General features: G+C 65.0%; 14 protein-coding genes and 1 tRNA gene. 11 read left to right on the forward strand and 4 right to left on the reverse strand.

The annotated features are described in order from the left end of the window. The first annotated feature begins 35 nt into the window (after window positions 1-35). Window positions 36-800: a CPBP family intramembrane glutamic endopeptidase gene (locus ACXJMY_RS28735; protein ID WP_456622723.1), complete on the forward strand. Its 765-nt coding sequence runs from the start codon at window positions 36-38 to the stop codon at window positions 798-800. Here the strand turns inward: ACXJMY_RS28735 and ACXJMY_RS28740 are convergent. Further along, window positions 797-1,720: an AEC family transporter gene (locus ACXJMY_RS28740; RefSeq protein WP_456622724.1), complete on the reverse strand. Its 924-nt coding sequence runs from the start codon at window positions 1,718-1,720 to the stop codon at window positions 797-799. The two genes, ACXJMY_RS28735 and ACXJMY_RS28740, sit on opposite strands and share 4 nt — an antisense overlap. A gap of 3 nt (window positions 1,721-1,723) precedes the next feature. Next, the gene (ruvX, locus tag ACXJMY_RS28745; protein WP_456622725.1) at window positions 1,724-2,215 is read right to left on the reverse strand and encodes a Holliday junction resolvase RuvX; all 492 of its coding nucleotides are present in this window, start codon (window positions 2,213-2,215) and stop codon (window positions 1,724-1,726) included. Between the two features lie 45 nt (window positions 2,216-2,260). On the opposite strand from ruvX, the gene ACXJMY_RS28750 reads away from it, so the two are divergent. Beyond that, window positions 2,261-2,476, forward strand: a complete 216-nt coding sequence (locus ACXJMY_RS28750) for a hypothetical protein (RefSeq protein ID WP_456622726.1) — start codon at window positions 2,261-2,263, stop codon at window positions 2,474-2,476. A gap of 65 nt (window positions 2,477-2,541) precedes the next feature. On the opposite strand, the gene ACXJMY_RS28755 is transcribed toward ACXJMY_RS28750, so the two are convergent. Together ACXJMY_RS28755 and ACXJMY_RS28760 are read right to left on the reverse strand one after the other, a co-directional pair. Further along, a complete protein-coding gene (locus ACXJMY_RS28755; protein ID WP_456622727.1) occupies window positions 2,542-3,477 on the reverse strand; it encodes a cyclase family protein in 936 nt (311 codons plus the stop codon). A gap of 360 nt (window positions 3,478-3,837) precedes the next feature. Beyond that, window positions 3,838-4,728: a LysR substrate-binding domain-containing protein gene (locus tag ACXJMY_RS28760; RefSeq protein WP_456622728.1), complete on the reverse strand. Its 891-nt coding sequence runs from the start codon at window positions 4,726-4,728 to the stop codon at window positions 3,838-3,840. A 95-nt stretch (window positions 4,729-4,823) separates the two neighbouring features. Here ACXJMY_RS28760 and ACXJMY_RS28765 point away from each other — a divergent pair, with 95 nt between their 5' ends. From ACXJMY_RS28765 to ACXJMY_RS28805, 9 genes are all read left to right on the forward strand, one after another. Continuing rightward, window positions 4,824-5,849, forward strand: coding sequence for an NAD(P)H-dependent flavin oxidoreductase (locus ACXJMY_RS28765; protein ID WP_456622729.1), 1,026 nt, complete (start codon window positions 4,824-4,826; stop codon window positions 5,847-5,849). A 106-nt stretch (window positions 5,850-5,955) separates the two neighbouring features. Next, window positions 5,956-7,032 (forward strand): NAD(P)H-dependent flavin oxidoreductase, encoded by a 1,077-nt coding sequence (locus ACXJMY_RS28770; RefSeq protein WP_456622730.1) that lies wholly within the window; start codon window positions 5,956-5,958, stop codon window positions 7,030-7,032. A 178-nt stretch (window positions 7,033-7,210) separates the two neighbouring features. Next, the gene (gatC, locus tag ACXJMY_RS28775) at window positions 7,211-7,498 is read left to right on the forward strand and encodes an Asp-tRNA(Asn)/Glu-tRNA(Gln) amidotransferase subunit GatC (protein ID WP_247983795.1); all 288 of its coding nucleotides are present in this window, start codon (window positions 7,211-7,213) and stop codon (window positions 7,496-7,498) included. An 18-nt stretch (window positions 7,499-7,516) separates the two neighbouring features. After that, window positions 7,517-7,729, forward strand: coding sequence for a hypothetical protein (locus tag ACXJMY_RS28780; RefSeq protein ID WP_027547180.1), 213 nt, complete (start codon window positions 7,517-7,519; stop codon window positions 7,727-7,729). Beyond that, entirely contained in the window at window positions 7,726-9,201 is a 1,476-nt protein-coding gene (gene gatA / locus ACXJMY_RS28785) for an Asp-tRNA(Asn)/Glu-tRNA(Gln) amidotransferase subunit GatA (protein ID WP_456622731.1), read from the forward strand. The genes ACXJMY_RS28780 and gatA overlap by 4 nt, the downstream gene beginning before the upstream one ends. 2 nt (window positions 9,202-9,203) lie before the next feature. Beyond that, window positions 9,204-9,494 carry a hypothetical protein gene (locus tag ACXJMY_RS28790; RefSeq protein WP_456622732.1) on the forward strand — a complete coding sequence of 97 codons (291 nt, stop codon included), beginning with the start codon at window positions 9,204-9,206 and terminating at the stop codon, window positions 9,492-9,494. Then, on the forward strand, window positions 9,491-10,969 hold the full coding sequence (gene gatB, locus ACXJMY_RS28795) for an Asp-tRNA(Asn)/Glu-tRNA(Gln) amidotransferase subunit GatB (protein ID WP_456622733.1): 1,479 nt from the start codon (window positions 9,491-9,493) through the stop codon (window positions 10,967-10,969). The genes ACXJMY_RS28790 and gatB overlap by 4 nt, the downstream gene beginning before the upstream one ends. Window positions 10,970-12,509: 1,540 nt before the next feature. Beyond that, the gene (locus ACXJMY_RS28800; protein WP_456622734.1) at window positions 12,510-12,776 is read left to right on the forward strand and encodes a hypothetical protein; all 267 of its coding nucleotides are present in this window, start codon (window positions 12,510-12,512) and stop codon (window positions 12,774-12,776) included. Window positions 12,777-13,248: 472 nt separating this feature from the next. Further along, a tRNA-Ser gene (locus tag ACXJMY_RS28805) sits at window positions 13,249-13,342 on the forward strand. Window positions 13,343-13,440 lie beyond the last annotated feature (98 nt).

A 13,440-nucleotide genomic window follows, 5' to 3' on the forward strand; every position in this document is an offset into this window, starting at 1 on the left:
CTAGATAGTTTGCGCCCAATAACGAAAGCCTTTTGATGGACACCCTCAATCCCGATCTTTCGCCGCTCACGGTGACGCCTGCGACGCCGCGCGTCTGGAAATTCTGGGGCACGTCGCTCTGGGGCGTGGTCATCTTCGCTGCAATGTTTGTCGGGCAGATCGGGGCCATCGTCTATCTGGTCTGGGACCGGGGCGACCCCCTCGACCTGATGTCGATGCAGGACGTCGGCCGCGAGCCCGCGGCGCTCGCGCTGTCGGTGACGATGGGCCTGCCGGCGACACTTGCCGCGGTGTGGCTTGCCGTCCGCATCAAGAAGGCCTCCTTCGTCGACTATCTCGCGCTGCATTGGCCGTCCTGGAAGCAACTCCTGTTCGGTGCGGTCGGGCTTATCCTGATCGTGGTCGCCTGGGAGACGATGTCGCGGAGCCTCGGCCGCGAGGCGACGCCTGGCTTCATGACCGATCTGTTGAAATCCGGCCGCGACAAGGGCGCGGCGCTGATGCTGCTGTTCGCCTTCAGCGTGGCAGCGCCGATGTCCGAAGAGGTCCTCGCACGCGGCTTTCTATTTCGCGGCTGGTCGGCGAGCTTTTTGCGCGTGCCCGGCGCGATCATCCTGTCGTCGCTGGTGTGGACAATCGTGCATCTGCAATACGACATGTACTTCCTCGCCGAGGTCTTCTCCATCGGCCTGTGGTTCGGCTACATGCGCCATCGCGCGGGCTCGCTCTGGCTCACCATCGTGCTGCACGCGCTGAACAACCTGACCGCGGTGGTGCTGACGATGTGGCTGGGGAGCTAGGCCACCAGCGCGATCGCGATCGGCATCGTGATCGCCGCCAAAATGGTTTGCAGCGTGATGATCTGCGCGAGCAGCGGCGCATCGCCGCCCATCTGACGGGCGAGCACATAGGCGCTGGGCGAGGTCGGCACCGCCGCGCAGATCGCCACGATCGCGAGGCTGTTGCCGGACAGGCCGAACCAGGCGGCGAGCGCCAGCGCGAGCACCGGCATCAGCGCCAGCTTGAAGCCCACGCCGATCGTGGCGCTTACGCTGGGGCGGAGCAGGCCGTTGAGCTGCAGGCCGGCGCCGGTGACGAGCAGGCCGATGGCGAGCGAGGAGCGGCCGAGCGCATCGGCAACTTCGTGCCAGATCTTCGGGAGCGGCAAATGCACGACATTGACGAAGAGCCCGATGGCGCAGGCCCAGATCAGGGGATTGCGGATCACGGTCATGACGATGGCGCGGGCGGACTGCTTCTCGGGCGCAGCGTAATGGGCGAGCACGGCGACGCTGAACACGTTGACCAGCGGAATGATCGCGACCATCGCCACGGAGGCCAGCGCCAGCCCGACATCGCCGAACATGTTGGCGGACACCGAGAGCGCCACATAGGTCTGCCAGCGCGTCGCGCCCTGGAAGATCGAGGAGAAGGCAGGGCCGTCGATGCCGAGCCGCGACAGGGCAGGGCGCAACGCGAGGCACAACAGCGACATCGCGAGCGCCGACAGCAGCAGCGCCCCGCCGACGCCGGCGACGGGGACCTGGCCGAGGTCGGCTTTCACCAGCGTCTGGATCAGCAGCATCGGAAACAGCACGAAATAGGTCAGCCGCTCGAGCCCGTGCCATTGCGTGTCGAGCCGCATCAGGCTGCGCTTCAGCACGACGCCGAGCACGATGAGGATGAAGACCGGCAGCAGCGCCGCGATCACGACGGCCATGGATCAGCCAGGTCCGGAGGTTGCGCGGAGGTTGGCGAGCCGGTCGAGCGCGCCTTGCAGGATGAAGATCGCGGCGTGCTCGTCGATCACCTCGGCGCGCTTGGCGCGGCTGACGTCCATGCCGATCAGCTCGCGTTCGACCGCAGCCGTCGAGAGGCGCTCGTCCCAGAGCCCGATCGGAAGCGTGGTCAGCCCGGCAAGATTGCGGGCGAAGGCGCGGGTCGATTGCGCGCGCGGGCCCTCGCTGCCGTCCATGTTGATGGGCAGGCCGAGCACGAAGCCGACCGCCTTGCGCTCGGCCGCGATCGCGAGCAGCCGGGCGGCATCCTGCTTGAACGCCTTGCGCTGGATGGTCTCGACCCCGGTCGCTAACCGGCGGTCCGGATTGGACACGGCAACCCCAATGGTTTTGGTGCCGAGATCGAGGCCGACCAGCCCACCGCGTTCGGGCCAGTGGGTTGCAGCATCGACCAGGGGCAGGATAAGAGCCGGCATGGATCAGCGCATAGCATGCGTCGCGCCGCGGAGTGAACCCTGACGATGGATGCGCTGACACTATTCGGCCTGTTTGCCGTCACCGCGATGCTGGTCTGCTATGCCATGGAGGATCGCAGCCATTGGTTCGTGCTGCTGTTCGCAATGTCCTGTGCGCTCGGCTCGGCCTACGGCTTCCTGCAAGGCGCCTGGCCGTTCGGCCTGGTCGAGGCGATCTGGGCCGTGGTGGCGCTGCGGCGATGGCATCTCAGGCCGCGGTAGAAGAGTTCGGGCGAGGGCGCCTGCCGGGCGGCAGGCCGATCCTCGCCCGTGGGTAGACTTGCCGATCAGCGGATCGCGATCGGATTGATCATCGCCTGCACGCCGCCGGTCCAGCGCGGCTGTCCCAGCACGAACAGGAATTCATATCCCTTGTCCCGGGCGAGCGCAGCGGTGTCCATGTTCTCGAGGATGTAGGTCCCGTTCATGGCAAGTAGGATCTGGTGCACCTCGAACACGTTCTTGGACTCGAACGGCAGCACCTCGAGCGCCCAGGTGTCGGCGCCGATTGCGACGACGCCCTTGCCGGTCAGGTATTTTGCGCCTTCGACGCCGAGCCCGGGCTCGCCCGCCGAATAGCGCTTGTCGTCCTTGCCGATCAGGCTGAGCCAGCCGGTGTGGAAGATGACGACGTCGCCCTGGCGGATCTCGACGTTCTGCTGCTTGGCGGCTTCCTCGATCTCCTTGACGTTGAAGGCGGTGCCTTCCTTCACGATGTCGGTCTTGAAATAGGCGGCCATGTCGAGCAGCACGCCGCGGGTGACCATCGGCGGCACCTTCTCGATGCCGAGCTTTTTCAGCCCGTTGGGATCGGCGAAGTCGGCGAGCTTGTTGCCGTTGTAATAGACGTGCTCGACGCCGAGATGTCCGAGGCCGTCGAGCTGGCTGCCGATGCCGACCCACGTATCCAGGATGTCGTCGTTATAGGTCGCCTTGTTCGGACCGAGGCCTGGGCTGCCGGCCTGTCCGGGTTGCACGATGGTGAGCTTGAAGGTGCGCGGCGGATAGGCCGGCGTGTTGGGTGTGACGGGAATGCCGAGTGCATAGGTCTTGCCGGTCTTCACCAGCGACGCTGCTTTCAGCACGAGCTCGGGCGTCATGTAATTGGCGGCGCCGATCTCGTCGTTCGGTCCCCATTTCGATTTGGTCCAGTCCTGTGCGCTTGCAGTTCCTGATATCGCCGACAACGCGGCGACACAGCACAACACGAGCGTATTGCGCATCGATAGTCCTCCCGATGTTTTTTGCCGATGTTTTGGCTTCGTTATGGTTTCGCGCTGGCCAGCGCCGCATCCTAACGTAGAACGGTCGCGCGCTTCAAAGCATTTCGAAGTGCTGCGTTGCGATGGCGGAACGCAGTGATCGATTGAAATGCGATCCGCGCGGCCTTCGTAGCCCGGATGGAGCCAACGGGTCGGCGCGAAGCGCCGCCCGATGACAGGCTCCGCGCAATCCGGGACCGCTGCATCGTCAGCACGAAGATCCCGGATTGCGCTGCGCTCGATCCGGGCTACGCACTGAATTCAGATTCAAACGCGATGGAATTGTGACGAATTTCGCGCGGTGGAACGCGCCGTCGCACGTCAGGCCGCGATGACGTCGTCGTCCTGCTTCAGGCAGGTGATGAAACCGCTGAGCGCGCTGTATTGATGTCCGGCGCGGCGCTGGATGAAGAGCGTCTCGACGCGGGCATGGACCGGATTCAGCGTGTGCATCGACACGCTGCCGTTCATCGCGCTGCGTTCGACCACGGCGCGCGGCAATAGCGTCACGCCCATGTCGGCGGCGACGCAGCCGATCATGCCGTCGAGCGTGCCGAGCTCGAAGCGTGTCGCGGAGGGCCAGCCGAACTCGACGAAGATCTGCTCGAGACGTTGGCGGTAGGTGCAGCCGGTGCGGAACACCAGCGCGGTCGGGCCGGATTCCGGCGTGCCGGCGCGCAGCTCGGCGAGCGAGGTCCAGCGCCGCGCGCTGACCAGCACCAGCTCCTCGCGGAACGCACTTGTCGCGGTGAGGTCGTCATGCGCGATCGGACCTGCGACGAAGGCGCCGTCGAACGTGCCTTCGAGCACGCCCGCGACGAGGTCGGCGGTGGTTGCGGTGCGCAAGGAGAGGCGCACGGCGGGGAAGCGGCGGTGGAAATCGGCGAGCAGCGGCGGCAACCGGACGGCCGCGGTGGTCTCCATCGAGCCGATCGCGAGCGGCCCCTTCGGCTCGCCATCGTCGCGCGCGGCGAGCACGGCCTCGCGCGACAATGCGGTCATCCGCTGCGCATAAGGTAGAAGCCTCTTGCCGGCGCCGGTCAGCGTCATGCCGCGGCTGTGGCGTTCGAACAGCGGCGTGCCGATCTCCGCTTCCAACGCCTTCACGCGCTGGGTGACGTTGGATTGCACCGTATTGAGCTCTTCGGCGGCGCGGGTGATGCCGCCGGTGCGCGCGACCGCGGCAAAGGTCTGGATGTCGCTGAGTTCCATGGCCTCGTTTCGCTTTTGTGATGGCAGCGTTCGCTATAATTCAATTTTCGAGAATGCTATTCCCGCCTAATGTCGGTGTCCACAGTGGAGGAGCCATGCCGATCACCACGCCGCTGACCCAGCTCCTCGGGATCAAGCATCCGATCCTGCTGGCTCCTATGGATGTTGTCGCGGGCAGCCGGCTCGTGACGGCGGTGAGCCGCGCCGGCGGCTTCGGCATTTTGGGTGGCGGTTATGGCGAGAGGGTCTGGCTGGAGCAGGAGACAGCGAAGCTCGCCGGCATGAAGGCGCCGTTCGGGATCGGCTTCATCACCTGGAGCCTCGCCAGGCAGCCCGAGCTGCTCGACATCGCGCTCGCCGCCGAGCCATCCGCGATCATGTTGTCGTTCGGCGATCCCGCACCCTTCGCGCCCAGGATCAAGTCCACAGGTAGCCGCCTGATCTGCCAGGTGCAGGACGAAACAATGGCGCGACAGGCGCTCGATGCCGGCGCCGATGTTCTGATCGCACAGGGGACCGAGGCGGGCGGTCACGGCGCCTCGCGCACCACCATCGATCTCGTGCCGGCGATCGTCGATCTTGCGGCGGGCCGTGTGCCAGTGGTAGCGGCCGGCGGCATTGCCGATGGGCGCGGGCTCGCGGCCATGATGATGCTCGGCGCAAGCGGCGTGCTGCTCGGCACGCGCTTCTACGCAAGCCAGGAGGCCGACGGTGCGGAGGAAGCCAAGCGGCGCATCTGCGCGGCAAGCAGCGGCTCGACCGTGCGCGGCATCATCTTCGATCTCTCCCGCAACAATGTCTGGCCGGCGCCGTTCACGGGAAGGTGTCTGATCAACGACCACGCCAGGCGCTGGATCGGCCGCGAGGTCGAGCTGATGCAGAATGTCGCCGCAGTCGCGGCCGACTATGTGGCTGCGAAAGCGGCCGGCAATTTCGACGTCGCCGCCGTGATCGCGGGCGAGGCGGTCGGCCTGATCCATGATATTCCACCGGCGGCCGAGATCGTCGGGCGGATTGCGGTTGAGGCGGAGCAGTTGATCGCTGGGCGGAGCAACTCGGTTTCTTCTTTTCCTTCTCCCCTTGTGGGAGAAGGTGGCGCGGATGCAATCCGCGCCGGATGAGGGGTCTGTCTCCGCGGATGCGAACCTCTCACCCGTCTCGCCGCTATCGCGGCAATCCACCCTCTCCCGCAAGGGGAGAGGGAAGAGCGAACATGAGGCAAGAACCATGTGGCCTGACCGTCGACTGATCGATCTCTTCAAGACCGAATTCCCGATCGTGCTGGCGCCGATGGCCGGCGTGATGGATGCGGAGCTCGTGATTGCCGTGGCGGAAGGTGGCGGGCTTGGCTCGCTCCCGAGCGCGATGCTGTCGCCGGAAAAGGCGCGCGAGCAGGTCAACATCATCCGCCAGCGGGTGAAGGCGCCGGTCAACATGAACTTCTTCTGCCACACGCCGGTCGCGCTCACGACCGAGGCCGAAGCGCGCTGGAAGCAGCGGCTGACGACCTACTACACCGAGCACGGTCTGGATCCGGCGGCGCCGATCGCCGCGGCGAACCGCGCGCCGTTCGATGCGGCCTTCTGCGAGGTCGTCGAGGAGCTGAAGCCGGAAGTCGTCAGCTTTCATTTCGGCCTGCCGGAGGACGCGCTGCTGAAGCGGGTCAAGGCGGCGGGCTGCCTGGTCATTTCCTCGGCGACGACGGTGAAGGAAGCAGTCTGGCTCGAACAGCGCGGCGCCGATGCCGTCATTGCGCAAGGCGCCGAGGCCGGCGGCCATCGCGGCATGTTCCTCACCGACAAGATTGCCGAGCAGCCCGGCACCTTCGCGCTGGTGCCGCAGGTGGCCGACGCGGTGAAGGTACCGGTGATTGCGGCTGGCGGTATCGCGGATGGCCGCGGCATCGCGGCGGCCTTCGCGCTGGGCGCGGCCGGCGTGCAGATCGGCAGTGCCTATCTGCGCTGTCCGGAATCCAAGGTCAGCGCCGGCGGCCGCAAGGCCCTGGCCGAGGCGCGGGACGATTCCACGGTGATCACCAACGTCATGACCGGCCGGCCGGCGCGTGGCGTGCAGAACCGCCTGATGCGCGAGGCCGGCCCGATCTCGCCGGATGCGCCGCCATTCCCCCATGCGGCGACCGCGCTGGGCCCGCTGAAGGCGGCTGCCGAGAAACAGGGCAGGGTGGATTTCACCAATCTCTGGGCCGGCCAAGCCGTTGCCATGGGCCGCGAGGTCCCGGCGGCGGAATTGACCCGGGATCTGGCCAAATCGGCGCTGGCCCGCATGAAGGGACTAGCGGGCTAGGCCCTAAAGCGCGAAAGGCTTCGGGTGAAGCCCTTATCGCGCTTTAGGTTCTTGTTTGCGCATGATCTTTTCGGAAAACCGCTTCACACTTTTCCGGATCATGCGCTAGCCCCGGTTGCGGCGCAAAAGCGGCCTCTGCTATACGGCGGATAGGTTTTGCCGTGTGAGGCCTTATATAATGTCCGTTGACGCCGCTACCGTCCGCCGCATCGCGCATTTGGCGCGCATTGCGGTTTCCGACGACGAGGTTCCGCATCTGCAGGGCGAGCTCAACGCCATGCTCGCCTTTGTCGAGCAGCTCTCGGAGGTCAATGTCGAGGGCGTGGAGCCGATGACGTCGGTCACCCCGATGCAGATGAAGAAGCGTCAGGACGTGGTCAATGACGGCGAGATCGCCGACGATATCGTTGCCAACGCGCCCGCGACCGAAGGCCATTTCTTTCTTGTGCCCAAGGTGGTCGAGTAATTCTTAGGACCAAGTCCGATGTGCCTGCTATGCGACGATGAGAAGGCCTATCAGGCCTACATGAACTATCTCGACAAGATGGAGCGGCAGGGCAAGGCTGCCGACCCCAACGTCGCCGTCAATGCCGTGCTCGACGAGATCGAGGCCGCTGCGAAAGCAGCCGCCAAAAAAGACGACCCGGCCAACGACAAAACCCTGTCTCCGTTCTTCTGCAGCCCGATCAATAAATGACCGATTTGACATCGCTGACGCTCGCCGAGGCCCGCAAGGGTCTCGCGGCCAAGACTTTCACGTCGCTCGAGCTGACCGACGCGCATCTTTCCGCGATCGAAGCCGCACGCGTGCTCAATGCCTTCGTCATGGAGACGCCGGATCGCGCGCGCGATATGGCGCGCGAGGCGGACGGCAAGATCGCCAAGGGCGACGCGGGCCCGCTCGCCGGCATCCCGCTCGGCATCAAGGACCTGTTCGCGACCAAGGGCGTGCGCACCACGGCGTGCTCGAAAATCCTCGGCAATTTCGTGCCGACCTATGAGTCCACCGTGACTTCGCAGCTCTGGCGCGACGGCGCGGTGATGCTCGGCAAGCTCAACAATGACGAGTTCGCGATGGGCTCGTCGAACGAGACCTCCTGCTTCGGCCCGGTCGGCAATCCCTGGCGGCGCGACGGAAGCAACACGACGCTGGTGCCGGGCGGCTCGTCCGGCGGCTCGGCGTCCGCCGTGGCAGCTTTGCTCTGCATGGGTGCGACCGCGACCGACACCGGCGGCTCGATCCGCCAGCCGGCCGCGTTCACCGCGACCGTCGGCATCAAGCCGACCTATGGCCGCTGTTCGCGCTGGGGCATCGTCGCCTTTGCCTCGTCGCTGGATCAGGCAGGTCCGATCGCGCGCAGCACGCGCGATGCCGCGATGCTGCTGCGCTCGATGGCCGGGCACGACCCGAAGGATACGACCTCGGTCGACATCGCCGTGCCCGACTACGAGGCCGCGATCGGCAAGTCGGTGAAGGGCATGAAGATCGGCATTCCCAAGGAGTATCGTCTCGACGGCATGCCGGCCGAGATCGAAAAACTTTGGGAAGCGGGCGCGGCCTGGCTGAAGGCGGCCGGCGCGGAGCTTGTCGAGGTGTCGCTGCCGCACACCAAGTACGCGTTGCCGGCCTATTACATCGTGGCGCCGGCGGAGGCCTCCTCCAACCTCGCGCGCTATGACGGCGTGCGCTACGGCCTGCGCGAGCAGGGCAGGAACATCATCGAGCTGTATGAGAACACCCGCGCCGAAGGCTTTGGCGCCGAGGTGAAGCGGCGCGTCATGATCGGCACTTACGTGCTCTCCGCCGGCTATTACGACGCCTATTATCTGCGCGCCCAGAAGGTGCGCACGCTGATCAAGAAGGATTTTGAGGATTGCTTCGCCAAGGGCGTCGACGCGATCCTCACCCCCGCGACGCCGTCCGCCGCCTTCGGCATCGGCGAGAAGGGCGGCGCCGACCCCGTCGAGATGTATCTCAACGACATCTTCACGGTCACCGTGAACATGGCGGGCCTGCCCGGCATCGCGGTGCCCGCCGGCAAGGATGCGCAGGGCCTGCCGCTCGGCTTGCAGCTGATCGGCCGTCCGTTCGACGAGGAGACGCTGTTCTCGCTCGGCGAGGTGATCGAGCAGGCCGCCGGCCGCTACACGCCCGCGAGGTGGTGGTGAGGATGGCGGCGTACATCGCCAGCCTCGACGGCGCAGCGCCTGCGCCGGATCTCAGCGCGCCGCTTGCGGGCCTCTGGTGGGCCGCCAAGGGCGATTGGGACCAGGCGCACAGGATCGTCCAGGACGACAGCAGCCGCGATGCGGCCTGGGTGCACGCCTATCTGCACCGCGTCGAAGGCGACCTCGGCAATGCCGGCTATTGGTACCGCCAGGCCGGCCAGCCGACGGCACAGGATTCATTGCAGGCGGAGTGGGAGCGGATCGCTGCCACGCTGCTCGGGAGCAAGACATGAGCACGGCCACGCACAAGCTTCTCAAGGGCGCCACCGGCGATTGGGAGATGGTCATCGGCATGGAGATCCATGCCCAGGTGACGTCGAACTCAAAACTGTTCTCGGGCGCCTCCACCGCGTTCGGCGGCGAACCGAACAGCCACGTGTCGCTGGTCGATGCCGCAATGCCGGGCATGCTGCCTGTCATCAACGAGGAATGCGTCAGGCAGGCTGTCAGGACGGGCCTCGGCCTCAACGCGCAGATCAACCTGCGCTCGGTGTTCGACCGCAAGAACTATTTCTATGCCGACTCGCCGCAGGGCTACCAGATCAGCCAGTACAAGTCGCCGATCGTCGGCGAGGGCGAGGTCGTGGTCGAACTGGACGGCGGCAAGACCGCGACGATCGGCATCGAGCGGCTGCATCTGGAGCAGGATGCGGCCAAATTGCTGCACGACCAGTCGCCGAACATGTCCTGTGTCGACCTCAACCGCTGCGGCGTGCCGCTGATGGAGATTGTCTCGAAACCGGACATCCGCGATGCCGAGCAGGCCAAGGCCTATGTGACCAAGCTGCGCTCGATCCTGCGCTATCTCGGCACCTGCGACGGCGACATGGAGAAGGGCAGTCTGCGCGCAGATGTGAACGTCTCCGTGCGCAAGCCCGGCGCGCCGCTCGGCACCCGCTGCGAGATCAAGAACATGAACTCGATCACCTTCATCGGGCAGGCGATCGAGTACGAGGCGCGCCGCCAGATCGAGATCCTCGAGGATGGCGGGTCGATCGACCAGGAGACACGCCTCTACGACCCCAACAAGGGCGAGACGCGCTCGCTGCGGTCCAAGGAAGAGGCGCACGACTACCGCTACTTCCCCGATCCGGATCTGTTGCCGCTGGAGTTCAGCCGGGAGTTCGTCGACGAGCTGAAGGCGAAGCTGCCCGAGCTGCCGGACCAGAAGAAGACGCGCTTCGTCGCCGACTTCGGCCTGTCTGCCTATGATGCGAGCGTGCTGGTCGCCGAGCGCGAGAGCGCGGTGTTCTACGAGACCGTGCTGGACAAGCTCGGCAATCGCGCGCGCGACGGCAAGATGGCGGCGAACTGGGTGATCAACGAGCTGTTCGGCCGCCTCAACAAGGAGGGCAGGGATATTACGGGCTCTCCCGTCAGCGCCGAGCAACTGGCCGCGATCGTCGACCTGATCGGCGAGGGCACGATCTCCGGCAAGATCGCCAAGGATCTGTTCGAGATCGTCTGGCAGGAGGGCGGCGATCCCCGCGCGCTGGTCGAAAGCCGCGGCATGAAGCAGGTCACCGATCTCACGGCGATCGAGAAGGTGGTCGACGACATCATCGCGGCCAATCCCGACAAGGCCGCGCAGGTCAAGGACAAGCCGCAGTCGCTCGGCTGGTTCGTCGGCCAGGTTATGAAGTCGTCGGGCGGCAAGGCCAACCCGCAAGCGGTCAACGAGCTGCTCAAGTCCAAGCTCGGCATCTGACGTCACGCGTTCGGACGAGGTGACGGACACTCTCCTCACCTCGCTGTCGGTTCGCGATGCGACGCTCTCACGCGTCATCGGCGGCAAACTTCCTCCCGACGACCTGCGATGCGGCGACCGAATCGCCGTCACGCGATTCGCGCAAAACGGCGGCTTGCACACGCTCCGACGAGCGTCCGCGCCGTTAATCATGAAAATATTTTCGTTGCCAAAATCCGCGACTCAGAGTCCGCGAAACGCCCTTTCGACGTGGTCGCGCGATTGGCGACACGCATCGCCGCATCGATCACGCGCAGTGCGCGTGTGCGGAAAAATACTTGCTGCATAGTGTTTTCTTGCAGTCGCAGCTTACGCAGACGCCGATGCTGCGGGCAGTCTCTGCGATCGCTGGTGCACCTCGCACAGTGCACTTGCATCGAGCGCGCCAAGCGCACGCGGTTTGCTGCGTCAACACTTCTTTAAGCGAGAAGCTGTTTTTTTCGTCGTGTTGGTGTATTCGGGATGAGTGTGCATCTCGATCCCCGAGTGCACGCAGCGATTAAAGCCATCTCACACATCGGAGGGCAACATGGCCAAGAAAGCGAAGAAGGCGAAGAAGGCGAAGAGCGCAGTGAAGAAGACTGCGAAGAAGACCCGCAAGGTCGCGAAGAAGAAGAAGTAACTTCGACTTCTGAAGTTGCCGGCTCCTAGAGAGCCGGCTCGTCATCAGCGCCTCCTAGAAGGTTCTGGTCGACGATAGAGGGTGTCGGCGAGACATCAGGTCAACGGTCGGGTCGCTCCACTTTGCGGTCCGGCAGAAGAAACAAGTTTTCTTCGTTCGGTGCGGGTCTCCTTCACGGGGCTCCGCAATTTCACAGACGGCCTTCGGGCCAACGTGGAATCTGGTCCTGACGTGTTCGCCGACGCCCTCGTTCCCTGAGGCCGGGGTATTGCCGGCATTTCCTTTCCCGACATTGCTGATCTGATCGAGACCGCGCTGCCGTGGTCGTTCTGCCCTGGAGCAGACAAGGGGCGCGTTGTGCTTGCCTGACGCGCGGCGTCGCTTTCCCATTCGCGGTGTCATCGCCCGGCTCCGACCGGGCGATCCAGTACGCCGCGGCGTCTCGTGGGATGATTGCCGTCTCCGGAATACCGGGTCACCCGCCTGCCGCCCTTGCTGAAGCTTCGGCGTTCCAACACCGGCATGCCCCGGCGAAGCCTTGGCGTAGCCGGGTCGCGGGTGACGACAGCGAGCGGCGCCGAAACCCTAGAGCGCATCCGCCACCGCACGCGATGGTTAGCGGTGTCCGAAAATCGCAGGGTAAACCGAATCTGACGAATCGCGGAAGTGCCCGTCAATCCGGGGTTTTTTCAATTCGCTGCACGCGCGCCGCGCTCTCGCGTTTACGTCCCCTTCATCGCGATACTTAAACTGCCATTCAAATTTGCCCGCCATCATCGCCTCCAACAAGCCGGCAAACGGCATGGGGTGAGTTGAACAGTTCTTTGGACGGGAGCCGCGCTCGGGGGACGAGGCGGCATAAGAAAAAGGGGATGCGTTATGTTTCAGGGTACTTTCGATCTGGAGACGGCCACGCCGATCGACGCAAGCGCGCTGTCGGACGTGCTGTTCGAGCGCGGGATCTATTGGGCGAGCGGCCGCGCCGGCCTCGTCGATCTCGTCGCCGCGCACAAATGGTTCAACCTCGCCGCGCTGAAGGGCCGCAAGGATGCCGTGGCGCTGCGCCAGGAGGTTGCCGGGCAGATGTCGGACGCCGAAATCTCGGCCGCGCAGCGCGAGGCGAGGGCGTGGGTCTCCATGCACTGAATGGAGCAGCGCACCGAGGCCTGTGTTGTCACGGGTAGGCCCTGGTTGCGCTGAAATCGAGCTCGCTCATGGTGCCGCCGACGCGGCCGCGTGGCACGAGCGCTCCGACAGGAATGGCCCAAGAATAGACAATGGCTGCCGATTCAGATCGCGCCCGACGAATGCGATCTGGAACCCTGGCGGCTGCACAAGACGGGCCTCCTGGCGCAGGTCCGGCGTCTGGTTCAACGTCCGGGCGGGCGAGGCGATGCTGATTTTGCCCTCGCATGGGCGGATCTGATGGCCCTGCCGCTGGATGCAGGCGCGCATATGTCGCATATGTAATGAGAGCGCGAATCGGCTGCTCTCGAAGCGCAGCTGCTTTCGCCAGGCTTGCGTAGCCCGGCCGATGGCGGCTTTCAGGTGAAAGAACGCACCGACCTCAATTCTGCCGCTTGCGGCACGCCGCCGGGTCGGGCATACCCCCCATATTGGAGACGTGGCCGAGTGGCTGAAGGCGGCGGTTTGCTAAACCGTTATAGGCTTGTAAAGGCCTATCGAGGGTTCGAATCCCTCCGTCTCCGCCAAGCAGCCAGTTAAGAGATTGATTTTGTTGGGCTTTGCGCGCGCCTGGTGCGCGTCTGCCGATGCCTCTGCCCGATCTCGCGCATGTGCGTTCCCGATC

This window comes from Bradyrhizobium sp. P5_C12, assembly GCF_054049735.1.

Excerpts from the sequence above, each read along its gene's own strand:
- ACXJMY_RS28780 (WP_027547180.1), top strand. The coding sequence starts at position 7,517 with ATGTGCCTGCTATGCGACGATGAGAAGGCCTATCAGGCCTACATGAAC.
- ACXJMY_RS28800 (WP_456622734.1), top strand. The coding sequence starts at position 12,510 with ATGTTTCAGGGTACTTTCGATCTGGAGACGGCCACGCCGATCGACGCA.
- ACXJMY_RS28765 (WP_456622729.1), top strand. The coding sequence starts at position 4,824 with ATGCCGATCACCACGCCGCTGACCCAGCTCCTCGGGATCAAGCATCCG.
- ACXJMY_RS28755 (WP_456622727.1), bottom strand. The coding sequence starts at position 3,477 with ATGCGCAATACGCTCGTGTTGTGCTGTGTCGCCGCGTTGTCGGCGATA.
- ACXJMY_RS28770 (WP_456622730.1), top strand. The coding sequence starts at position 5,956 with ATGTGGCCTGACCGTCGACTGATCGATCTCTTCAAGACCGAATTCCCG.
- ACXJMY_RS28735 (WP_456622723.1), top strand. The coding sequence starts at position 36 with ATGGACACCCTCAATCCCGATCTTTCGCCGCTCACGGTGACGCCTGCG.
- ACXJMY_RS28750 (WP_456622726.1), top strand. The coding sequence starts at position 2,261 with ATGGATGCGCTGACACTATTCGGCCTGTTTGCCGTCACCGCGATGCTG.
- gatB (WP_456622733.1), top strand. The coding sequence starts at position 9,491 with ATGAGCACGGCCACGCACAAGCTTCTCAAGGGCGCCACCGGCGATTGG.
- ACXJMY_RS28790 (WP_456622732.1), top strand. The coding sequence starts at position 9,204 with ATGGCGGCGTACATCGCCAGCCTCGACGGCGCAGCGCCTGCGCCGGAT.
- ACXJMY_RS28740 (WP_456622724.1), bottom strand. The coding sequence starts at position 1,720 with ATGGCCGTCGTGATCGCGGCGCTGCTGCCGGTCTTCATCCTCATCGTG.
- ruvX (WP_456622725.1), bottom strand. The coding sequence starts at position 2,215 with ATGCCGGCTCTTATCCTGCCCCTGGTCGATGCTGCAACCCACTGGCCC.
- gatA (WP_456622731.1), top strand. The coding sequence starts at position 7,726 with ATGACCGATTTGACATCGCTGACGCTCGCCGAGGCCCGCAAGGGTCTC.
- ACXJMY_RS28760 (WP_456622728.1), bottom strand. The coding sequence starts at position 4,728 with ATGGAACTCAGCGACATCCAGACCTTTGCCGCGGTCGCGCGCACCGGC.
- gatC (WP_247983795.1), top strand. The coding sequence starts at position 7,211 with ATGTCCGTTGACGCCGCTACCGTCCGCCGCATCGCGCATTTGGCGCGC.